We start from the raw sequence: 20,127 nt of genomic DNA, 5'->3' as shown, positions 1-20,127 counted from the left end.
TGCATCTTCCACGATGATCCTGGCGCAATGCAGGGCGGATCGAACGATGCCGAGCAAGGATTGTCCCCTGGCTTACCGCTTCACAGGCCTGATTACCAGGAAACCACGGTGATTAGGGAGATACTGCGCATGGGCGATCCCCGCTTGCTGAGAGTGGCAAAGCCGGTCGAGGACGTTCATGATCCCGCGTTGAAGCCGATCATCGCCGACATGTACGAGACAATGCACGCGGCGAATGGCGTCGGGCTGGCGGCGCCGCAGATCGGGGTCGACCTTCGGCTGATGATTTTCGGCTTCCATCACAACCCCCGCTATCCCGACGAACAACCCGTGCCGGTCACCACGTTGATCAATCCGTGGCTCGACGAGCTGACCGACGAGACCGAGGAAGGCTGGGAGGGTTGCCTTTCAGTGCCCGGCATGCGCGGGATGGTACCGCGCGCGACGCACATCCGCTACGGTGGCACGCTCGAAAATGGCGAGATGCTGGCGCGGGAGGCCCGTGGATTTCATGCCCGCGTGTTCCAGCACGAGTTCGATCATCTGAACGGCATTCTCTATCCGCATCGAATCAGGGACATGACCAGGTTCGGTTTTATCGAGGCGCTTTTTCCCGACGGCGACCTGGCGGCGTTGGAAGCGGAATGAACGGCGGACGTTGCAACGCAGGAGGATGGCAGTGGGTGAAACACACGCGCCCAACGGACCTAACGCCGACGATCCACGCGTTGACCATCTCTATGACACATTGTGGGTGAACCGGTCGCGACCGGTGAATGCCTTCAACTGGCCAAAGGCTGGTCAACCGGGCGCCGAACCCATCGAGCCGATCTTCTCCAACGTCGTGCCGACGCGCGAACTGGAAGTCTGACCGGCAATGCCTTCGCGCGCTGGAATTACCCTGTCACGACGCGACGGGTTGCTTGCAGGGATCGCGGTCCTGGCTTCCTCGGCGGCCAACGCAGGCACCACGACGGGCAAGATCCGGCTGTCGCTCAATGAAAACAGCTTCGGCCCCTCGCCCAGGGTGCGTCATGCCATCGAGGCTGAATTGGCGCACCTCAACCGCTATGTCAATGAGGACGAGGCGAATGCCCTGGCGACGCAGATTGCCGCCCTCGAAAGAGTTGCGCCGGCGCAAGTAGTGATCGGCGATGTGCTGGGTCCGTTGGGCGTGCATCTAGGGCTGGGTCGATCGGGCGGGGGCAATGTTGTCTATTCGACGCCCGGCTATACCGAACTGACGGATGCCGGCGCGGCGGTGGGCGTGGTGGGCCGCGGCATTGCCCTCAACGCGGCACTCGAAAACGACCTGCCGGCGCTCGCAGGCGCGATCGACGCGCAGACCTTGGCAGTGTCGCTGGTCAATCCGCACAACCCGTCGGGCACGGTCAATGCGGTCGATGCCTTTGATGCCTTTATCCGCACTGCGTCGTCCCGCGCGCTGGTGATCGTCGACGAAGCCTATCTTGAATATGATGATGCCTTTGAGCGTCGCACCGCCGTCCGTCTGGTGCGGGAGGGCCTGAATGTGCTGGTGTTCCGGACCCTGGCCAAGGCTTACGGACTGGCCGGCCTACCGATCGGGTATGCGATTGCTCCGGCCCCGTTGGCCGCCGAATTACGCGCCGCCGGGATCAGTTCGCCGCATACGCTTGACCGGTTGGCGGTCGCGGCGGCGCGCGCGGCGCTCGGCGATCAAGGTCATGTCCAGTTGGTGCGTCAGGCCATAGCGGTCCAGCGCGGTCGGATTCATCGGACACTCGACCGACTTGGCTGGCGCCATAGCGACAGCCAAGCGGATTTCGTGTTCTTCGCGCCGCCCGATCCCGACCGGCTTCGCCAGCGCTTTGCCGCCGCCGGTATCGCCATCGGCAGGCCATTCCCGCCCCTCGACCGTTGGGTAAGGATCACGGTTGGGACGCCGCGCGAGACCGATCGCGTTCTCGCGATCTTGGCGTAAATCTGCGCCACCGATGCGATCAGGTCGCAACGCCCCTGTTTGCGGGCGAACCGATCAGCTTCGCCAGGCCAAAACCAGCGAGTAGGCCGAGCGCCAGGACGCCCAGGCTGAGCAGCGAGCCGGTCCAGCCGACATAGCGCAGGCTGGCGATGACGACATAGCCGGACCCGAGGGGGAAGGCCAAGGGAACCAGGGGATAGAAGGGCACGCGATAGGGTCGATTGACCTCTCGCCGCCGTCGCCGCAGCCGGATAAGTGCCACGCCACTCAGCGTCAGAAACAGCCAATAGACTGGGGCCAGGTTTTCGGGCAAGGTGTGGGCTCTGCTCGCTTTGTGCGAGACCCGTAAGGACTTCAGGATGTTCCGGCTTGATCGCACCCATGCCCTTGCCAGCACAGGAGAACGCTTCGTGCCCGCCGCAGAGCGCTCACTCACCGAATGCCTGCGGCGCTATGAGCGAGAGTTTGGGCCGCAGAGCTGAGCGTCTGCTTCTAGGGTCATTTTGAATTAGCTCTGGCGGCTGGAATTAGGGCGCGAAGCAGACGTGGTTTCGCGCCGTAGCTGTCTCGGCTGGCCCTAGACCGGTACTGGATGGCACCCGATAGGCTCTGCCGCCAGCATCAAATCTGACTGAACTTGCAGGCTCCTACACGTCAAGGAGTCGCACATGATTAAACGGTCCCCATTCGGCCGACGCGGCCGATCAAGCGCCATGTTAATCGCAGCGAGCGCCGTCGGATCGCTCGGGATGGCGGTGAGCCTTGTGCCTACGCCGGCACACGCACAAATCACCGTTTTCGACCCGGGCAACTATAGCCAGAACATCCTGACGGCGGCGCGCACGCTGCAGCAGATCAACAACCAGATTCAGATGCTGCAGAACCAGGCGCAGAGCCTGATCAACCAGGCGCGGAACCTGACCACGATCAGCTTCCCGGAATTGCAGGCGCTCCAGCAAACGATCCGGCAGGTCGATGTGCTGATGGCGCAGGCACGGGGCATCCAGTTCCGCGTCGCCAATCTCGACCAGCAGTTCCAACGCATGTTCCCGACCAGCTTCAACCAGGCGCTCACCAACAACCAGCATGTGATCGACGCGCGAAGCCGGCTCGACACGTCGATGGCGGCGTACAAGCAGACCATGACCGTGCAGGCGCAAGTGGTCGAGAATATCGCGGCCGATCAGGCGACGCTCAACGGCATCGTCCAGCGCAGCCAGGGAGCTCAAGGCGCCCTGCAGGCCAGCCAGGCGACCAACCAGCTTCTCGCGCTCGTCGCCAAGCAGCAGTTCCAGATCCAGACGCTGATGGCGGCGCAATATCGCGCCGACGCAATCGAGCGCGCTAACCGGACGCAGAGCCAAACCGACGCCCGGAGCGCGACCACCAAGTTCCTCGGCTCCGGCAACGCCTACACCCCCCGGTAGGCGTCGCCGGCATGGGTGCCGGCTCCCGCCGGTGCCGCCGCGGGGCTCGGTCGCCCCTTGCTCCCCCGGTCGAGCCCCGCGGCATCTCTCGCATCACCACAGGAAGAAACGCTGTGAACGACCTCAACGTCATCGATCAGTTCATGCAGGCCTTCATCCGCTATATCGACAGCGGGTTCGGGCTGTTGGGCGGTGATGTCGGTTTCCTCAGCCGCACCCTGATCGCGCTCGACATCACGCTCGCCGGTCTGTTCTGGGCGCTGGGCGGCGAGGACAATGTGCTCGGCCGGCTGATCCGCAAGATCCTCTATATCGGCGCGTTCGCGTTCATCCTGAACAGCTTCTCGACGCTGTCGACTATCATCTTCGATTCCTTCGCCAAGGCTGGCCTGACGGCGGGCGGCGGAACGCTGTCGGCCGACGATCTTTTGAAGCCCGGTCGGCTCGCCGGCACCGGCTTCTCGGCGGCCTGGCCGCTACTCCAACAGGTCAATCAGTATCTCGGCTTCACTACCTTCTTCGACAACTTCCTGACCATCGTCGTGCTGTTGGTTGCGTGGGTGATCGTGATCCTCGCCTTCTTCATCCTCTCGGTGCAAATGTTCGTGACGATCCTCGAGTTCAAGCTGACGACGCTGGCCGGCTTCATCCTCGTGCCGTTTGCGCTCTGGAACCGCACCAGCTTTCTCGCTGAACGCGTGCTCGGCAATGTGGTCGGCTCGGGCATCAAGGTGATGGTGCTTGCCGTCATCGTCGGCATCGGCTCCAACTATTTCCAGCCGTTTACCGCCTCGCTGCAGGGCACCGAACCCGACATCGGCAAGGCGATGAGCCTCGTGCTGGCGAGCCTCGCATTGTTCGGGCTCGGCATCTTCGGACCTTCGATCGCCTCCGGGCTTGTCTCCGGCGGACCACAGCTTGGCGCCGGTGCCGCCCTCGGTTCGGTGCTCGGTGCCGGCGGAATAATGTATCTCGGCGGCGCCGGCGCGGTCGGCGCGGCGCGCGGACTTGCCGCTTCCGGCCTTGGCGCCGTGCGCGCCGGAACGGCAATGGGATCGGCGGCATCGACCGCCTATACGCTCGGACAGGAAGCCGCCGGATCGTCGAGCGTCGGCGCGGGACTCTCCGGGATGGCGAGCGCTGCCGGTGGTGCTGCCCGGTCACGCATGTCCGCCGCATTCGGGATCGGCGAAGCGGCCGAGGCCGGCCGCCAGGCCGCCTTCAATGCGCTCAGCAACCGGACGGCGGCGGCAACGGCTTCCGAAGGCGGCGCCGATGCCATGCCCGGATGGGCGCGTGCGATAAAGGCACAGCAATCCACCCGCCATTACGGCCAGACCGCCATTCACGCCGTCCAGCAGGGCGATCGTGGCGGCCACGGCGCCACCCCCGATATCAAGGAAAGGGACGACTGATGCTCTTCAAACGAGCGGTGCAGCGCTATGGGCGCACGCCGGCACCGGAAACACCCTATCAACGCGCCGGCCAGCTTTGGGACGAGCGGATCGGCTCCGCCCGGGTCCAGGCGCGCAACTGGCGACTAATGGCATTTGGCTGCCTGGGTCTCGCGACTGGCTTGTCGGGCGGCCTGCTCTGGCAATCGCTGCAAAGCCGGGTCGTGCCCTATGTGGTCGAGGTCGATCGGCTCGGCGAAGCACGGGCAATCCAGCCCGCCGATAGGACCTATCAACCGACCGACCCGCAGGTCGCGTGGTTCCTGTCGCGTTTCATCGCCGATGTGCGCACGGTTTCGCTTGATCCGGTGCTGATGCGGCAGGACTGGCTCTCGGCCTATGATTTCACGACGAAGCGCGGCGCGGTCTTTCTCGGCGACTATGCCCGTTCGGCCGATCCATTCGGACATGTCGGCGAGCGCACAGTCTCGGTGCAGATCACCAGCGTCGTCCGCGCGTCCGACAAGTCGTTTCAGGTGAAATGGCTCGAGACGTCTTATGAGCGCGGCGCAGCGACTGGGGTCGCGCATTGGACCGCGATCCTGACCGTGGCGATGGCGCCGCCGACCAGTGCCGACACGCTCCGCAAGAATCCGCTCGGCATCTATGTCGACGCGATCGACTGGAGCCGCGAACTGGAACCAGCCGCGACCAAGGCTGTGGCGACGCCGGCACCATCGGCGCCGCTGGCAAGCATCCCCGCCGGATCGCCGGTCGATCCGAACCTCGTTGCCCCGAACACCAATATAGAGGTCCAGCCATGAAATTCGCTTGTCTTGTAGCGACGGCACTTGCCGTGGCCGCGCCCGCGCTTGCCCAGACGACACCAACCACGACCGTGCCGGTATCGGCCGCGCCAGCTTCAGCGTCGGTCACTCCGGAAACGGCCGCAACGTCACCGGTCATCGTACAGCCTGTCGCCAGCACGCCGAAGACCACACAGCCGCCGCTACGCCATGTCTACCGGCCTCCGTCACCAGCCGAATTGCGCGTGCGCGCCGCTAATCGCGCGGCAACGCTCGAACCGGCGACCGGCGGGTATGTGAACGCGGTGCAGGTTTATCCCTATGGCGACGGCACGATCTATCATGTGTTCACCGCACCTGGGCAGGTCACCGACATCGCGCTGCAGCCGGGCGAGAACTTGGGCGCGGTCGCGGCCGGCGACACGGTCCGCTGGGTGATCGGCGACACCACGAGCGGCAGTGGCGATACAAAGCGCACCCATATTCTGGTGAAACCCTTTGCCAGCGGCCTTGCCACTAACGCCGTTGTGGTCACCGACCGGCGGACCTATCATTTGTCCCTGACCAGCACCGAGCACACCGCCATGGCAGCGCTGTCCTGGACCTATTCGGCGGACCAGCTAATTGCGCTCAAGGCCGCCGCCGATCAGGCACGCGCGGCCCAGCCGGTCGCATCGGGCCTGTCGGTCGATCAACTCCACTTCGACTATGCCATCACCGGCGACCAGCCGCCGTGGCGGCCGCTGCGCGCCTTCGATGATGGCCGGCAGACCTTTATCGAGTTTCCAGCGTCGATCGGCGTGGGCGAGGCACCGCCGCTGTTTCTCGTCGATGGCAAGGGTACCACAGCCCTCGTCAACTATCGGCTACAGGGCCGCTATTATGTCGTCGACCGCCTGTTCGACACCGCCGAATTGCGGCTGGGGCTGAAGCGCCAGGACGTCGTGCGGATCAGCCGGACCGGCCAACAGGCCAGCGGGCGGAGGGGGTCATGACCGAGGCTGCATCGGCCCGGCCCGCCAAGCTCGACCCCGAGACGCTCGCGATCCGCAGCCGGCCGCCACGTGCGATCCGGTTCAAGCGCGGTTTCATCATCGCGATAGCGGCAATCGGCGCGGTCAGTTTGACCGCGGTGACATGGTTGGCTCTCAAACCGCGCTTGTTCCAGGGTGCGGCGCCGCAGGAGGAGTTGTCACAACCCGCCGCGCGGCCGAACAGCGATGCCCTCAATGGCGCGCCTGCCACCTATGGTGACGTGCCGCGGCTCGGTCCGCCGCTTCCCGGCGACCTCGGCAAGCCGATCCTCGAGCGGCAGCAGCAACTCGCAGCGGGCACAAATCCGGGCGACCAACAGCTCCAGCAGACCGAGGCGGCAGAGCGTGAGCGGCGCCTCGCCGAGCTGAAGTCGGCGCGAGAGTCCGGCGTGCTCGTGCAGAATCGTCAAGCGCAGCCGACTGGCGAGACGGCAGTCACTCCGCCGGTGGCAACTCCGGCGAGCGAGCCGGGAAAGACATCGCTCGATCCGACAAGCGATCCCAACGCCCAGGGTCGCAAGGCCGCCTTCGTGGCGGCGCTGGACCCAAAGGGAGACGTTAATCCGCACGCGCTGACTCCGCTGCCGTCCCCCTATACGCTGTCGGCGGGAAGCGTGATCTCGGCCAGCCTGATCACTGGTCTCCGCTCCGACCTGCCTGGCCTGGTCACGGCGCAAGTGACCGAAAACACCTACGACAGCGCCACCGGCCGCTTGCTTCTGGTGCCGCAGGGCGCTCGGCTCATCGGGTCATATGACAGCGTCGTGGCCTTCGGCCAGAAGCGCGCGCTCATCGTCTGGCAGCGCATCGTCATGCCGGATGGGAGTTCGCTACGCATCGACAACGTGCCGGCAACCGATCCTTCCGGCTATGGCGGTCTTGCCGGCAAGGTCGACTTCCACACTTGGCAGCTGCTCAAGGGCGTGGTCCTGTCCACGCTGCTCGGCGTCAGCTCGGAGCTGGCGCTGTCCGGGCAGGGCGACCTCGTGCAGGCGATCCGCATGTCGACGCAGGACAATGTCGCGCGCGCGGGCGACCAGATCACCCAGCGCAGTCTCGACATCCAGCCGACGATCGCCATTCGCCCCGGCGCGCCCGTGCGGCTGGTGGTCCACAAGGACCTCGTATTTGCACCCTCGGATCGGAAGGAGGACTGACATGGCGGACATCAAGCTTCCGCAGCTGCCCGATCGCACGCCGATCAAGCTCAGCATCTCGGTGTTGCCCGATCTGCACCAGGCGCTGGCCGACTATGCCGGGCTCTACGCCCAGACCTACGGGCGCGACGAGCCGGTCGCCGAGCTGATCCCTGCCATGCTCGCCACTTTCCTCGAAAGCGACCGCGCCTTCGTTCGCGAGCGCGACGCCCGGCTGCGGGGGCAGAAATGATCGAGCGGGCGTGGGAACGGCAGGTCGAGCCGCTCACCGTGCGTATTTCGACCGCGGTGCGCATCACAGGGTTGAGCCGGTCTCGAATCTACGAGTTGATCCAGGCGGGTGATCTCGAGATCGCGAAAGTCGGCCGAACGACCCTTGTCCAGTATGCCAGCCTGAAGGCGCTAGTCGTCGGTGATGCGAGCGGCTGAATTGCCCATCGCCGCGACGCTTTCCGCCAGGGCAAAAAGCTTCGAGCTCTTCGCGGCGCGGTCCTTCAACCGATCGGCCAGCCGGTCGACGATCTCGTGTGCCATGCCGGCGTCGCGCATGTCGCGTTGGACGCCTTCGGCCGCAGCCGGCAGCGCATCGGCCATTGCGCGGACGCGCTCGGATAGTGCCTGCGGGTCTACTCCCAGCTCGTCGGCGACCTTCTCCCAGCTCCGCGGGGAAATGTCGCGAAGGCGGTATTTCCCGCCGATCTTCATGGCGAGCCTGACGCGCATCGGATCGAAGTCATCGTACGGCAAGATGCTCGCCACGTCGTAGAGCGGTGCCAGGCGGACCCGACCGGCGGCGCCGATCAGGATGGAATAGTTTTTCGCATGGGCATCGGTGCCGCCTATGAGCCAGTTGAGCGCGACGGCATCGAGGAACGTCTGGACGTCTTCGGCCGGTGCCCGGGAATTCTCTCGCAGCAGGCCGGCGATCGCCGATACGCCCGGGCCGCCTTCATTCTCATATTTGTGTGTCGGCGGCACGCCCAACGCCTGGCACATATCCTCCTGGTGGATGCGAATGACGCCGCGACCGGTCGCTTGTCGATCGTAGCGCTCCGCGACGAACACCACCTCGTCCTCGAAGCGCATGACGGTCGAGGTCGCCACGGGGAGGCCGAGGACGCGTGCGAGCGCGAGGCAGAAATGCTCGTTCTCGGCATGACCATCGAAGTCCGCGCTCGGGGGCTTGAGGATGTGCGTCGTCGGAATGCGGCCGGACGGCACTCCCCATCTGCCATCCTGAAGGAGAAGAGCAGTCTTCGGTTGCGCGCCGGCCAGGCTGAACTGTCCGGTATCGCCGGGTCGGCGCCATGCGGATTGATCCTCGCGCAGCTGCCGGATGCGCGCGGCGATCTCCGGCTCCTCGAGCCAGGCAACGTCGCCGGCTTCGCTGTCGAGAACGGCATCGAGGCGCTCGGGGCGGACGAACTGCACGGCGCCCGCGCAATCTTCGCCAACATTGGCGATCAGCGCGAAGGGGTTGCGGGCCGAGACCTGGAACCGCTTCGCCCACCGATCGAGCACGAGCTCGTTGTCGGGCAGCAGGCCCCAGATATAGGCGCTGATGGGGTCGTGCCGATGCTCGATCGCTGCAAGCGGCATCGAAAGCGACAGCGGGTACGCGCCCCGGACATCGCGCCAGGCTTCGTCGTAGAGGAACGACAATCTGGCGCGCTCGTCCTGGGTCACGCGGCCGATCACGCGATCGGAGAGCAGGACGAAGAGCTCCTTGGTCACGTGGCAGGCCCCTTTGCGTTGCGCACGATCGCGTCGATATCGACGATGTCGAGCGCGTCCCTGGTGGAGCCGGGCATTTCGCGTCGATCGATGGAGAGATCGAGGCCCAAGGCTTCCAGCGCCTTCAGCACTAGTCCGATTTCGGCGCGTGGCTTGCCGCGTTCGACTTCCATGACCCAACGACGATTGACGCCGATCAGCGACGCCAGCGTTGCCTGGTCGAGCTTCTGTCGCTTGCGCTGGTCACGAATGAACGTGCCGATGTCCTTGGCCGTGCGGACGTGCACGATATCCTCCTGCTACCGAACGCTCACTTCATACGCATGTTACCGTTCGATCTCAATCACAAAATGAGAGCGTTCGATCGCATTACTATCATGTGATCGTTCGATCGCATAGAGTGCTGCCCAAACGAGACGGAATCATGCTTCCTTGTCCCGGTTTTTGCCGAACTGCGGGCGAAGGATTTTCGCGCCGTCTCGAAGCTGGTCGAGATGATCCGACCAGTGCTGCATCATGCGCACGCGCTCATCCCAATATTCGCCGCGCGTATAGGCCCGGCGTACCATCGATGTGTCGAGGTGGGCGAGTTGCTTTCCGATCGCATCGGGGTTCCAGATGCCCATCTCGTTGAGCAGGGTCGCTGCCATCGCGCGGAACCCGTGGGCCGTCATCTCTTCCTGGCCATATCCGAGCCGCCTCAGCGCCGCGTTGATGGTGTTCTCCGACATGCACTGGCGGGGCGATCGGAACGAAGGGAACAGGAATCGCCCGTCGCCGGTCAGCGGCCGCAACTGCTCCAGCATCGCGAGCACCTGGCGCGAAAGCGGCACGCGATGGGGGCGGCGCATCTTCATCTTCTCGGCCGGCAGCGACCAGACCGCCTTGGCGACATCGAATTCGTCCCACTCGGCCTGGCGCAGCTCACCCGGACGCACGAAGAGGTGAGGCGACAAGCGAAGCGCGATCGCGGTGATCCCGTGCCCGGTATAGCCTTCGATGGCGCGCATCAGCGCCCCAACTTCCTTGGGCGTGGTGATGGCGGCGAGATGCTTGACCTTCGGGGTAATGAGCGCACCGCGCAGGTCGGCGGCGACGTCGCGGTCGGTCCGCGCGGTGGCGATCCCATAGCGGAACACCCGGCTAAGCACGCTGCGCATCCGTCGCGCGCTTTCGTAGCGGCCGGTCGCCTCCACTTTGCGCAGCACCGCCAGGACCTCTTGCGGCGTAATCTTTGAGATCGGCAGGCTGCCGATCATCGGATAGGCCATGCCGAGCAGCCAGCGGATCTTGTCGAGCGTGATCGCCGCACGCTCCTCGCGCTCGCACTTGGCGACCCATTCCTCGGCGATGGTCTCGAAGGTATTGTCGGCCGCCACCTTGCGCGCCAGGGTTTCGATCCGCTTCTCGGCAGCGGGATCGAGACCGGCGGCGATCTGCTCCCGTGCCTTGTCGCGGTGCTGGCGCGCTGCGGCGATCCCAACTTCTGGCCAAGCGCCGAAATAAAGTGTCTTCTGCCGCCCGAGGTGCCGATAGTTCATGCGCCACAGCTTCGCGCCGTTCGGCTGGATGAGTAGATACAAGCCGTCGGAATCGGCCAGTTTGAAGGCTTTGCTCCGGGGCTTGGCGTTGGTGATCTGGATGTGATTCAGTGCCATGATGGTGCGATCTCCAATGGGCTCGCCGACACCATCAAAAACACCATCATTTTGATGGTGCTGCCGATGGATTCGGGTGGATGAGCCCGGATTCCATTCGGCGATTCTCACCAAGAAAATGCTGTAAAACCAGTCTCTTGCTGGATGTCCCCAGACGTTGCCAGGAGAACAAATGGTGCCCAGAAGAGGACTCGAACCTCCACGCCCTTGCGAGCGCCAGCACCTGAAGCTGGTGCGTCTACCAATTCCGCCATCTGGGCACGGGACGCTTGCGCGTCGGGTAGGCGGCGGCCCTTAGGGGAGCGGGCGGCGGCTTGTCAACCGCGCGGTATCGGCGGCACCGGCGATCGGATCGCCGGGCCGCATCGGGTGCTTGCCCGGCGCGTGTTTCAGCGGCATGGAGGCGGCGCCATTGCAGCACGCGCGAGGACGGGCATGAAGGACAAATTGGTCACGCTGGTGGGCGGCGGCGGCTTTCTTGGCCGTTATATCGCGCAGGCGCTGCTGCAGGCGGGCGCACGGGTGCGGATTGCCCAGCGTGATCCGCGCGCGGCGCAGTTCATCAAGCCGCTCGGCGGGCTCGGTCAGACGCAATTCGTTGCGGCCGACCTCCGCAAGCCTGACAGCATCGCGCGCGCGGTTGCGGGGTCGGACGCAGTGGTCAATCTCGTCGGCATCCTGAAGGGCGATTTCCAGCGCGTCCATGTCGATGGTGCGCGCACCGTCGCCGAGGCAGCGGCGCAAGCGGGAGCGGGGGCCTTCATTCAGATGTCGGCGATCGGCGCCGATCCGGCATCGCCATCGGCTTATGGTCGCTCGAAGGGCGAGGGCGAGGCAGCGGTGCGCGCGGCGTTCCCCGGTGCGACGATCCTGCGCCCGTCGATCGTGTTCGGGCGTGAAGATCAGTTCGTCAATCGCTTCGCCGGGATGATCGCGGCCGCGCCGGTCGTGCCCGTGGTGCGCGCCGGCGTGAAGTTCCAGCCGGTGTTCGTCGGTGGCGTGGCGGCAGCGGCAGCGGCGGTGCTCGTCGATGCCGGCCACCATGCCGGGCAGTTATATGAACTGGGCGGGCCCGATATCGTGACGATGGGCGAACTGATCCGCTGGATCGCGCGCGAGACCGATCGATCGCCGCGGATTATCGATCTGCCCGATGCCATCGCAGCGACGATCGCGCGCTTCGGCTTCCTGCCCGGCGCGCCGATCAGCTGGGATCAATGGCTGATGCTCCAGCGCGACAATGTCGTGGCGGCGGATGCTCTGGGGCTGGCCGCGCTCGGCGTGGCGCCGACGCCGATGGCAGCGGTCGCGCCGGGCTGGCTGGTCCGCTTTCGCCCGCACGGTCGCTTCGACACATCGGCCGCGGCGTGAGCGCGCCAGTCATTTTTCGTTGATCCAATTGGGGAGGCGCGCGGCGCCGGGGGAGACCAAATGAGCCTGCTGATCATCATCATCCTCGGCATTGTCGAGGGCGTCACCGAGTTTCTGCCGGTGTCGTCGACCGGGCACCTGATCCTGGCCGGCCATTTCCTTGGCCTGCCCGAAGCCGATGCGACCTTCGACATCGTCATCCAGCTGGGCGCGATCCTGGCGATCGTGGTGCTCTACTGGCATCGCTTCCTGGGCGTCGGCGTTGGCCTGCTCCGGCGCGACCCGGGCGCGATCGCCTTCACGCGCAACGTGCTGCTGGGCTTTCTGCCGGCGGGGATCGTCGGCGCGCTGGCTTATGGCGCGATCCGCCGCGTGCTCGAGGCGCCGGGGATTGCGGTGGTCGTCGTCGCGGTTGCGCTGCTCGTCGGCGGCGTGCTGATCCTGCTGATCGAGCGCACCGCACCGCCCGCGCGCGTCCACAATGTCGAAGGGCTGCGCTGGCCGACGGCGCTGGCGATCGGCTTGGTCCAGTGCCTGTCGATGATCCCCGGGGTCAGCCGCTCGGGCGCGACGATCATGGGCGCGCGCGCGCTCGGCGTCGACCAGAAGACGGCGGCGGAATACAGCTTCTTCCTCGCGGTGCCGACGATGATGGGCGCGACGACGCTGGCGCTGTGGAAAGCGCGGCACGATCTCGACACCTCGCATCTCTCGGCAATTGCGATCGGCTTTGCGGTGTCGTTCGTCGTCGCCTTGCTGGTGGTGCGCTGGTTCATCGGCGTGGTGACGCGGCGCGGCTTTGCGCCCTTTGCCTGGTATCGGATCGTCGCGGGCGCGCTGGCGTTGGTGCTCTATTATGCGGGCGTTCACGCCTGAAAGAGCCGAAACGGCCCTTGTTAAATGCGTTTCAGCCTGCGAAAAGCGCTAATCGACGGGATAATACGTCAATCACGGCTTAATAGGTAACTTATCCTGTCCTAATAGTCGAAATGACTATGGACTCACGCTTGTGCGCAAGTTATGGTCGCGCCATCATTGGCAATGGGGTGATCATGGCGCAGGAGCGCATGCTGAAATTCGTCGAGCAGCGCCAGGCCTACCCCGCCAAGCGGGCGGCTAAGGTGCGCGCCGAGGATTTCCGCGAAATCGCCGATCGCTACGCGCCGACGGACAGCGAGGCGCAGGCGGCGCGCTGCTCGCAATGCGGCGTGCCGTACTGCTCGGTGCATTGCCCGCTCGGCAACCACATCCCCGACTGGCTGCGGCTGACCGCGGAGGGCCGGCTGCGCGAGGCGTATGAGCTGTCCAACGCCACCTCGACCATGCCCGAAATCTGCGGTCGCATCTGCCCGCAGGACCGGCTGTGCGAAGGCAATTGCGTCATCGAATTTTCCGGCCATGGCGCGGTGACGATCGGCTCGGTCGAGAAGTTCATCACCGATACCGCATGGGACAATGGCTGGGTCGAACCGCTCGTGCCGGGGCGTCCGACCGGGCAATCGGTGGGTGTTATCGGCGCGGGGCCGGCGGGGCTGACCGCAGCGGAATATCTGCGCGCGGCCGGGCATGAAGTGCATGTCTATGACCGGCATGACCGGCCCGGCGGGTTGCTGACCTATGGCATCCCCGGTTTCAAGCTCGAAAAGCCGGTGGTGATGCGGCGCATCGAGCGATTGGCGGCGGGCGGCATCCAGTTCCACAACGATACCGATGTTGGCAGCGATGCCCTGCCGTTCGAGGAGCTGCGTGCCCGCCACGACGCGATCCTGATCGCAACCGGCGTCTATAAGGCGCGCGCGATCAAGGCCCCCGGCGTCGGCAGCGACGGCGTCGTCGCCGCGCTCGATTACCTGATCGCTTCCAACCGCAAGGGCTTTGGCGATGCGGTGCCCGATTTCGACTCAGGCGCGCTCAATGCCGAGGGCAAGCATGTCGTCGTCATCGGCGGCGGCGATACCGCGATGGATTGCGTCCGCACCGCCGTCCGCCAGGGCGCTGCGTCGGTCAAATGCCTGTATCGGCGGGATCGCGCCAACATACCCGGCAGCCAGCGCGAAGTCGCCAATGCCGAGGAAGAAGGCGTCGAGTTCCTCTGGCTGTCCGCGCCACAAGCCTTTGAGGCAAGCAACCGCGTCACCGCCGTGCGCGCGCAACGGATGCGGCTCGGCCCGCCCGACGCGAGCGGTCGCCGCGCGCCCGAGCCCGAGCCCGGCGGCGAGATGACGATCCCCGCTGATCTCGTCATCAAGGCGCTGGGTTTCGATCCCGAGGATCTGCCCCGCTTGTTCGGCGAGCCCGCGCTCGGCGTGTCGCGCTGGGGCACGGTGATGATCAACGCCGAAACGATGATGACCAGCCTCGACGGCGTCTTCGCCGCCGGCGACATCGTCCGCGGCGCCAGCCTGGTGGTGTGGGCGATCCGCGACGGGCGCGATGTCGCGGAGCGGATGCAGCGTTATTTGAGGGCAAAGGCAGCCGAAGGGAGGAAAGCGGCGTGATACCGTTCTTGATGATGCTCGCAGTCCCGATGCCGACGAACAGCGTCGCACCCGATCAGCCGGCGGAAGTCGCCATCGATCCATCCCGCTTTGCCGTTGCCCGCGACGTGGTCGAATTGATTCTGCCGCCGGATCAGCGCGACGCGATGTTTCGCAAAGTCATCGATGCGATGATGGCGAACATGATTGCGGGCCAGTCGAAAGCGCTTGGGCTCGATGAGATTTTTGCCGAAAATCCCGAGATAAGGGACATTTTCGGTAAGTTCGCCGTGCAAACCCGCAACGAGGCACTGCTGGATATCAAGCAAAGCGAGCCCGAACTCTTGAAGGCCTATGCCAATGCATATGCCCGCAACTTCACCTTTGACGAGCTCGTTCAGATCCGATCGTTCCTGGCGACCGAAGCGGGAAAGAAATTCGCCACGCGTTCAACCGCGCTGCTGGCCGATCCGGATGTCGCGAAGTGGCAGCGGGCCTTGTTCGAGCGTGCCGAGCGCCGCTCGGAGCCGGAAGTTGAAAAGCTCAAGGCCGACATTCAATCGGCGGTTGCCAAAGCCCAGCATAAAAATGACCATAGCTGACCCCCGCACCCACCTCGCCACCCATGGCATGTATCGCCCCGACTTCGAGTCCGATGCATGCGGCGTCGGCCTTGTCGCGGCGACCGATGGGCGGGCCTCACGCCGCGTCGTGCAATCGGCGATCGATGCGCTCAAAGCCGTGTGGCATCGCGGCGCGGTCGATGCCGATGGCAAGACCGGGGATGGCGCGGGCCTCCACATCGACTTGCCGGTCAAGTTTTTCGAAGAAGCGATCCAGCTGTCCGGCCACCGGCCGATGCCCAATCGGCTCGGCGTCGGCATGGTCTTCCTGCCCCGCACCGATCTCAGCGCGCAGGAGACGTGCCGGACGATCGTCGAGAGCGTCATCATCGAGGCGGGCTACACCATTTACGGCTGGCGGCAGGTGCCGGTCGATGTCTCGGTGATCGGCCAGAAGGCGCAGGCGACACGGCCCGAAATCGAGCAGATCATGATCGCGGGGCCACTACCGGACAAGATGACGGCGGATGAGTTCGAAAAAGACCTTTATCTCGTCCGCCGCCGCATCGAAAAGGCCGTGATCGCGGCACAAATCCAGGGCTTTTACATCTGCTCGCTGTCGTGCCGCTCGATCGTCTACAAGGGGCTGTTCCTCGCCGAGAGCTTGTCGGTCTTCTACCCCGACCTGACCGATCTGCGCTTCGAAAGCCGCGTCGCGATTTTCCACCAGCGCTATTCAACGAATACCTTCCCGCAATGGTGGCTTGCCCAGCCGTTCCGCTGCCTCGCGCATAATGGCGAGATCAACACGGTGCGCGGCAACAAGAACTGGATGCTGAGCCACGAGATCAAGATGGCGGCGCATGCCTTTCGCGAGCATTCGGAAGACATCAAGCCGGTCATCCCGGCGGGCGCCAGCGACACCGCCGCGCTCGATGCGGTGTTCGAGGCGATCTGCCGCTCAGGCCGCGACGCGCCCACCGCCAAGCTGATGCTGGTGCCCGAAGCCTGGGGCGACGACAGCGATCTGCCGCCCGATCACCTCGCCATGTACAAATATCTCGCCAGCGTGATGGAGCCGTGGGACGGCCCCGCCGCGCTCGCCATGACCGATGGCCGCTGGGCCGTCGCCGGCATGGACCGCAACGCGCTGCGCCCGCTGCGCTACACCCGCACCAATGACGGCCTGCTGATCGTCGGCTCGGAAAGCGGCATGGTCGTCGTGCCGGAAGCAACCGTGGTCGAGAAGGGCCGGCTCGGGCCGGGGCAGATGATCGCGGTCGATCTCGACGCGGGCCAGCTGTTCAAGGACCGCGCCGCCAAGGATCGCATTGCCGGCGAGGTCGATTATGCTGCGCTGATCGGCGAGTTCCTGACGATCGATGATCTGCCCGCGCCCGAAGGCGACCCCGTGTGCCGCTTCGACCGCACCGAGCTTGCCCGTCGCCAGGTCGCGGCCAGCCAGACGATCGAGGATATGGAGCTGATCCTCGCGCCGATGGTCGAGACGGGCAAGGAAGCGATCGGATCGATGGGCGACGACACGCCGCTCGCGGTCATCTCCGACAAACCGCGCCTGATCAGCCAGTTTTTCCGCCAGAATTTCAGCCAGGTCACCAACCCGCCGATCGACCCCCTGCGCGAACGGCATGTGATGAGCCTGAAGACGCGCTTCTCGAACCTCGCCAACATCCTCGAGCCCGAGCGCGAGCCGACGCCGGTGCTGGTGCTCGACACGCCCGTGCTGACCAGTGCAGACTGGTTCCGCCTGCAGGCGCATTTCGGCGCCAAGGTGGCGGTGATCGACTGCACCTTCCCGACCGGCGGCGGACCCGAAGCGTTGCGCGGCGCCATCGACCGCATCCGCGCCGAAGCCGAGGAAGCGGTGCGCGAGGGCCGCTCCGAATTGTTCCTGACCGACGAAGCGATCGGCCCGGATCGGGTCGGCATTGCCGGCGTGCTCGCGGCGGCGGCGGTGCACACGCATCTGGTGCGCAAGGGCCTGCGCTCTTACGCCAGCGTCAACATCCGCACTGCCGAATGCCTCGACACGCATTATTATGCGGTGCTGATCGGCGTCGGCGCGACCACGGTGAACGCCTATCTCGCCGAAGCCGCGATCGCTGATCGCCACGCGCGCGGCTTGTTCGGCGCGCTGACCCTCGATCAATGCCTGGAACGGCACCGCACCGCGATCAACGAAGGGCTGCTCAAGATCCTCTCGAAAATGGGGATCGCGGTCATTTCCAGCTATCGCGGCGGCTATAATTTCGAGGCAGTCGGCCTCAGCCGCGCGCTGGTCAACGAGCTGTTCCCCGGCATGCCCGCCAAGATTTCCGGCGAGGGCTATGCCTCGCTGCACTTGAACGCGACGCTGCGCCACGATGCCGCGTTCAATCCGGCGGTGACGACGCTGCCGATCGGCGGCTTCTACCGCCAACGCCATGGCGGCGAGACTCATGCCTATTCGGCCGAGCTGATGCACTTGCTGCAAACGGCAGTCGGCACCAACAGCTATTCGACTTATCTGCAATTCTCGCGCGGCGTCTCCAAGCTGCCGCCGGTCTATCTGCGCGATCTGCTCGAGTTCAACTATCCGCGCCAGGGTGTCGCGGTCGAGCAGGTCGAGGCGATCACCACCATTCGTAAGCGCTTCGTCACGCCGGGGATGAGCCTGGGTGCGCTGAGCCCCGAGGCGCATGAGACGCTGGCGATAGCGATGAATCGCATCGGCGCCAAGGCTGTCTCAGGCGAAGGCGGCGAGGATGCCATCCGCTACCAGCCCTATGACAATGGTGACAACGCCAATTCGGTGATCAAGCAGGTCGCCAGCGGCCGGTTCGGGGTGACGGCGGCCTATCTCAACGCCTGCGAGGAAATCGAGATCAAGGTCGCTCAGGGCGCCAAGCCCGGTGAGGGTGGGCAGCTGCCCGGCTTCAAGGTGACCGACCTGATCGCGCGGCTGCGCCATTCGACGCCGGGCGTCACCCTCATCTCGCCGCCGCCGCATCATGACATATACTCGATCGAGGATCTGGCGCAGCTCATCTACGACCTCAAACAGATCAACCCGGTCGCGCGAGTGTGCGTGAAGCTGGTGAGCTCGGCCGGCATCGGCACCGTCGCGGCGGGCGTGGCTAAGGCGCATGCCGATGTCATCCTGGTCTCGGGTCACGTCGGCGGCACCGGCGCCTCGCCCCAGAGCAGCATCAAATATGCCGGCACGCCGTGGGAAATGGGCCTGAGCGAAGTCAATCAGGTGCTGACGCTCAATGGTCTGCGTCATCGCGTCAAATTGCGCACCGATGGCGGGCTGAAGACCGGGCGCGACATCGTCATCGCCGCCATCCTCGGCGCGGAGGAATTCGGCATCGGCACGCTCAGCCTGGTCGCGATGGGCTGCATCATGGTGCGGCAATGCCATTCGAACACCTGCCCGGTTGGCGTCTGCACCCAGGATGACCGGCTGCGCGCCAAATTCGGCGGCTCGCCCGAAAAGGTCATCAACCTGATGACCTTCATCGCCGAGGAAGTGCGCGACATCCTCGCCCGCCTCGGCTGCAAGAGCCTCGACGAAGTGATCGGCCGTACCGAATTGCTCCGCCAGGTCAGCCGCGGCGCCGAGCATCTCGACGATCTCGACCTTAATCCCATCCTTGCCAAGGTCGATGCGGACGACAGCCAGCGGCGCTTCGGCCTCGCCACCCATCGCAACGAAGTGCCCGACAGCCTCGATGCCGACATGCTCCGCGATGTCGGGCCGTTATTCGCGCGGCGCGAGAAGATGCACCTCCATTACACCGTGCGGAACACGCATCGTGCCGTCGGCACGCGCTTGTCTGGCGAGATCACCCGGCGCTTCGGTATGAGCGCGCTCGCCGACGGCCATGTCCATGTCCGCCTGCGCGGTTCGGCGGGGCAGAGCCTGGGTGCGTTCCTGTGCAAGGGTGTGACGCTGGAGGTGTTCGGCGACGCCAATGATTATGTCGGCAAGGGGCTGTCGGGCGGCATCATCGTCGTGCGGCCGGTGGTGAGCTCACCGCTCGTTTCCAACGAGAACACGATCCTCGGCAACACCGTGCTCTATGGCGCGACCTCGGGCGCGCTTTATGCAGCGGGGCAGGCAGGCGAGCGCTTCGCGGTGCGCAATTCAGGCGTGAACGTGGTGGTCGAGGGCTGCGGCGCCAATGGCTGCGAATATATGACCGGCGGCACCGCCGTCATCCTCGGCGCGGTCGGCAAGAATTTCGGTGCCGGCATGTCGGGCGGCATGGCGTTCGTCTATGATCCGCACGGGGATTTCCCGCGCCAGGCCAATGGCGAGACGATCACCTGGCAGCGCCTTGCCTCACGCCATTGGGAATCGGTGCTGCTCGGCCTCGTCCGCGCGCATCACGACGCGACCGACAGCAAATGGTCGGGCGAATTGCTGGCGGAATGGGACCGCGCGGCGGGCGATTTCTGGCAGATAGTGCCGAAAGAAATGCTCGGCCGGCTCGCTTATCCGCTCGACGACACCAGCGAGGCAGTCGCGGCGGAATAG

20 protein-coding genes and 1 tRNA gene are annotated in these 20,127 nt (G+C 65.1%); 16 read left to right on the top strand and 5 right to left on the bottom strand.

Features of this window, described 5'->3' with window-relative positions:
* The first annotated feature begins 27 nt into the window (after positions 1 to 27).
* The 3 genes from def to ACLB0R_RS03985 are packed head-to-tail and all read left to right on the top strand — an operon-like array spanning position 28 to position 1,963.
* A complete protein-coding gene (gene def / locus ACLB0R_RS03995) occupies positions 28 to 648 on the top strand; it encodes a peptide deformylase (RefSeq protein WP_416642054.1) in 621 nt (206 codons plus the stop codon).
* Positions 649 to 679: 31 nt separating this feature from the next.
* On the top strand, positions 680 to 871 hold the full coding sequence (locus tag ACLB0R_RS03990) for a hypothetical protein (RefSeq protein WP_416642053.1): 192 nt from the start codon (positions 680 to 682) through the stop codon (positions 869 to 871).
* A 48-nt stretch (positions 872 to 919) separates the two neighbouring features.
* On the top strand, positions 920 to 1,963 hold the full coding sequence (locus ACLB0R_RS03985) for a pyridoxal phosphate-dependent aminotransferase (RefSeq protein WP_434953713.1): 1,044 nt from the start codon (positions 920 to 922) through the stop codon (positions 1,961 to 1,963).
* A gap of 19 nt (positions 1,964 to 1,982) precedes the next feature.
* Here the strand turns inward: ACLB0R_RS03985 and ACLB0R_RS03980 are convergent, their stop codons facing one another.
* Complete coding sequence (locus ACLB0R_RS03980; RefSeq protein ID WP_416642051.1) at positions 1,983 to 2,276, bottom strand: hypothetical protein; 294 nt, start codon at positions 2,274 to 2,276, stop codon at positions 1,983 to 1,985.
* Between the two features lie 46 nt (positions 2,277 to 2,322).
* On the opposite strand from ACLB0R_RS03980, the gene ACLB0R_RS03975 reads away from it, so the two are divergent.
* The 8 genes from ACLB0R_RS03975 (at position 2,323) to ACLB0R_RS03940 (ending at position 8,210) form a co-directional block, all read left to right on the top strand.
* Positions 2,323 to 2,445 carry a hypothetical protein gene (locus ACLB0R_RS03975; RefSeq protein ID WP_416642050.1) on the top strand — a complete coding sequence of 41 codons (123 nt, stop codon included), beginning with the start codon at positions 2,323 to 2,325 and terminating at the stop codon, positions 2,443 to 2,445.
* Between the two features lie 231 nt (positions 2,446 to 2,676).
* The gene (gene trbJ / locus ACLB0R_RS03970) at positions 2,677 to 3,390 is read left to right on the top strand and encodes a P-type conjugative transfer protein TrbJ (protein WP_434953711.1); all 714 of its coding nucleotides are present in this window, start codon (positions 2,677 to 2,679) and stop codon (positions 3,388 to 3,390) included.
* Positions 3,391 to 3,503: 113 nt separating this feature from the next.
* A complete protein-coding gene (gene trbL / locus ACLB0R_RS03965) occupies positions 3,504 to 4,805 on the top strand; it encodes a P-type conjugative transfer protein TrbL (RefSeq protein WP_416642048.1) in 1,302 nt (433 codons plus the stop codon).
* Positions 4,805 to 5,608, top strand: a complete 804-nt coding sequence (trbF, locus tag ACLB0R_RS03960) for a conjugal transfer protein TrbF (protein ID WP_416642047.1) — start codon at positions 4,805 to 4,807, stop codon at positions 5,606 to 5,608. The genes trbL and trbF overlap by 1 nt, the downstream gene beginning before the upstream one ends.
* Positions 5,605 to 6,585 (top strand): P-type conjugative transfer protein TrbG, encoded by a 981-nt coding sequence (gene trbG / locus ACLB0R_RS03955; protein ID WP_416642046.1) that lies wholly within the window; start codon positions 5,605 to 5,607, stop codon positions 6,583 to 6,585. Before trbF ends, trbG begins: the two co-directional genes overlap by 4 nt.
* On the top strand, positions 6,582 to 7,781 hold the full coding sequence (locus ACLB0R_RS03950; protein ID WP_416642045.1) for a TrbI/VirB10 family protein: 1,200 nt from the start codon (positions 6,582 to 6,584) through the stop codon (positions 7,779 to 7,781). Before trbG ends, ACLB0R_RS03950 begins: the two co-directional genes overlap by 4 nt.
* A 1-nt stretch (position 7,782) precedes the next feature.
* Complete coding sequence (locus ACLB0R_RS03945; RefSeq protein ID WP_416642044.1) at positions 7,783 to 8,013, top strand: DUF2274 domain-containing protein; 231 nt, start codon at positions 7,783 to 7,785, stop codon at positions 8,011 to 8,013.
* Positions 8,010 to 8,210 carry a DNA-binding protein gene (locus tag ACLB0R_RS03940; RefSeq protein WP_416642043.1) on the top strand — a complete coding sequence of 67 codons (201 nt, stop codon included), beginning with the start codon at positions 8,010 to 8,012 and terminating at the stop codon, positions 8,208 to 8,210. The genes ACLB0R_RS03945 and ACLB0R_RS03940 overlap by 4 nt, the downstream gene beginning before the upstream one ends.
* On the opposite strand, the gene ACLB0R_RS03935 is transcribed toward ACLB0R_RS03940, so the two are convergent.
* The 4 genes from ACLB0R_RS03935 to ACLB0R_RS03920 all read right to left on the bottom strand — a co-directional run bounded on the left by ACLB0R_RS03935 (position 8,184) and on the right by ACLB0R_RS03920 (position 11,433).
* A complete protein-coding gene (locus tag ACLB0R_RS03935) occupies positions 8,184 to 9,515 on the bottom strand; it encodes a type II toxin-antitoxin system HipA family toxin (protein WP_434953710.1) in 1,332 nt (443 codons plus the stop codon). The two genes, ACLB0R_RS03940 and ACLB0R_RS03935, sit on opposite strands and share 27 nt — an antisense overlap.
* Entirely contained in the window at positions 9,512 to 9,802 is a 291-nt protein-coding gene (locus ACLB0R_RS03930) for a helix-turn-helix transcriptional regulator (protein ID WP_416642041.1), read from the bottom strand. Before ACLB0R_RS03930 ends, ACLB0R_RS03935 begins: the two co-directional genes overlap by 4 nt.
* 135 nt (positions 9,803 to 9,937) lie before the next feature.
* On the bottom strand, positions 9,938 to 11,173 hold the full coding sequence (locus tag ACLB0R_RS03925; RefSeq protein ID WP_416643091.1) for a tyrosine-type recombinase/integrase: 1,236 nt from the start codon (positions 11,171 to 11,173) through the stop codon (positions 9,938 to 9,940).
* Between the two features lie 173 nt (positions 11,174 to 11,346).
* A tRNA-Leu gene (locus tag ACLB0R_RS03920) sits at positions 11,347 to 11,433 on the bottom strand.
* A 175-nt stretch (positions 11,434 to 11,608) separates the two neighbouring features.
* On the opposite strand from ACLB0R_RS03920, the gene ACLB0R_RS03915 reads away from it, so the two are divergent.
* The 5 genes from ACLB0R_RS03915 to gltB all read left to right on the top strand — a co-directional run bounded on the left by ACLB0R_RS03915 (position 11,609) and on the right by gltB (position 20,127).
* Complete coding sequence (locus ACLB0R_RS03915) at positions 11,609 to 12,544, top strand: complex I NDUFA9 subunit family protein (protein ID WP_416642040.1); 936 nt, start codon at positions 11,609 to 11,611, stop codon at positions 12,542 to 12,544.
* Between the two features lie 60 nt (positions 12,545 to 12,604).
* Positions 12,605 to 13,420 (top strand): undecaprenyl-diphosphate phosphatase, encoded by an 816-nt coding sequence (locus tag ACLB0R_RS03910; protein ID WP_416642039.1) that lies wholly within the window; start codon positions 12,605 to 12,607, stop codon positions 13,418 to 13,420.
* 176 nt (positions 13,421 to 13,596) lie between these two features.
* On the top strand, positions 13,597 to 15,042 hold the full coding sequence (locus tag ACLB0R_RS03905) for an NAD(P)-dependent oxidoreductase (protein WP_416642038.1): 1,446 nt from the start codon (positions 13,597 to 13,599) through the stop codon (positions 15,040 to 15,042).
* A gap of 29 nt (positions 15,043 to 15,071) precedes the next feature.
* On the top strand, positions 15,072 to 15,623 hold the full coding sequence (locus ACLB0R_RS03900) for a DUF2059 domain-containing protein (RefSeq protein WP_434953708.1): 552 nt from the start codon (positions 15,072 to 15,074) through the stop codon (positions 15,621 to 15,623).
* On the top strand, positions 15,610 to 20,127 hold the full coding sequence (gltB, locus tag ACLB0R_RS03895; RefSeq protein ID WP_416642037.1) for a glutamate synthase large subunit: 4,518 nt from the start codon (positions 15,610 to 15,612) through the stop codon (positions 20,125 to 20,127). The genes ACLB0R_RS03900 and gltB overlap by 14 nt, the downstream gene beginning before the upstream one ends.

It is taken from the genome of Sphingomonas sp. GlSt437 (assembly GCF_048015635.2).
Taxonomy (GTDB): Bacteria; Pseudomonadota; Alphaproteobacteria; order Sphingomonadales; family Sphingomonadaceae; genus Sphingomonas.
This window is presented reverse-complemented; position numbering and strand designations above follow the sequence as displayed.

Excerpts from the sequence above, each read along its gene's own strand:
- def (WP_416642054.1), top strand. The coding sequence starts at position 28 with ATGCAGGGCGGATCGAACGATGCCGAGCAAGGATTGTCCCCTGGCTTA.
- ACLB0R_RS03975 (WP_416642050.1), top strand. The coding sequence starts at position 2,323 with ATGTTCCGGCTTGATCGCACCCATGCCCTTGCCAGCACAGGAGAACGC.
- trbJ (WP_434953711.1), top strand. The coding sequence starts at position 2,677 with ATGTTAATCGCAGCGAGCGCCGTCGGATCGCTCGGGATGGCGGTGAGC.
- trbF (WP_416642047.1), top strand. The coding sequence starts at position 4,805 with ATGCTCTTCAAACGAGCGGTGCAGCGCTATGGGCGCACGCCGGCACCG.
- trbG (WP_416642046.1), top strand. The coding sequence starts at position 5,605 with ATGAAATTCGCTTGTCTTGTAGCGACGGCACTTGCCGTGGCCGCGCCC.
- ACLB0R_RS03950 (WP_416642045.1), top strand. The coding sequence starts at position 6,582 with ATGACCGAGGCTGCATCGGCCCGGCCCGCCAAGCTCGACCCCGAGACG.
- ACLB0R_RS03945 (WP_416642044.1), top strand. The coding sequence starts at position 7,783 with ATGGCGGACATCAAGCTTCCGCAGCTGCCCGATCGCACGCCGATCAAG.
- ACLB0R_RS03940 (WP_416642043.1), top strand. The coding sequence starts at position 8,010 with ATGATCGAGCGGGCGTGGGAACGGCAGGTCGAGCCGCTCACCGTGCGT.
- ACLB0R_RS03925 (WP_416643091.1), bottom strand. The coding sequence starts at position 11,173 with ATGGCACTGAATCACATCCAGATCACCAACGCCAAGCCCCGGAGCAAA.
- ACLB0R_RS03915 (WP_416642040.1), top strand. The coding sequence starts at position 11,609 with ATGAAGGACAAATTGGTCACGCTGGTGGGCGGCGGCGGCTTTCTTGGC.
- ACLB0R_RS03910 (WP_416642039.1), top strand. The coding sequence starts at position 12,605 with ATGAGCCTGCTGATCATCATCATCCTCGGCATTGTCGAGGGCGTCACC.
- ACLB0R_RS03905 (WP_416642038.1), top strand. The coding sequence starts at position 13,597 with ATGGCGCAGGAGCGCATGCTGAAATTCGTCGAGCAGCGCCAGGCCTAC.
- ACLB0R_RS03900 (WP_434953708.1), top strand. The coding sequence starts at position 15,072 with ATGCCGACGAACAGCGTCGCACCCGATCAGCCGGCGGAAGTCGCCATC.
- gltB (WP_416642037.1), top strand. The coding sequence starts at position 15,610 with ATGACCATAGCTGACCCCCGCACCCACCTCGCCACCCATGGCATGTAT.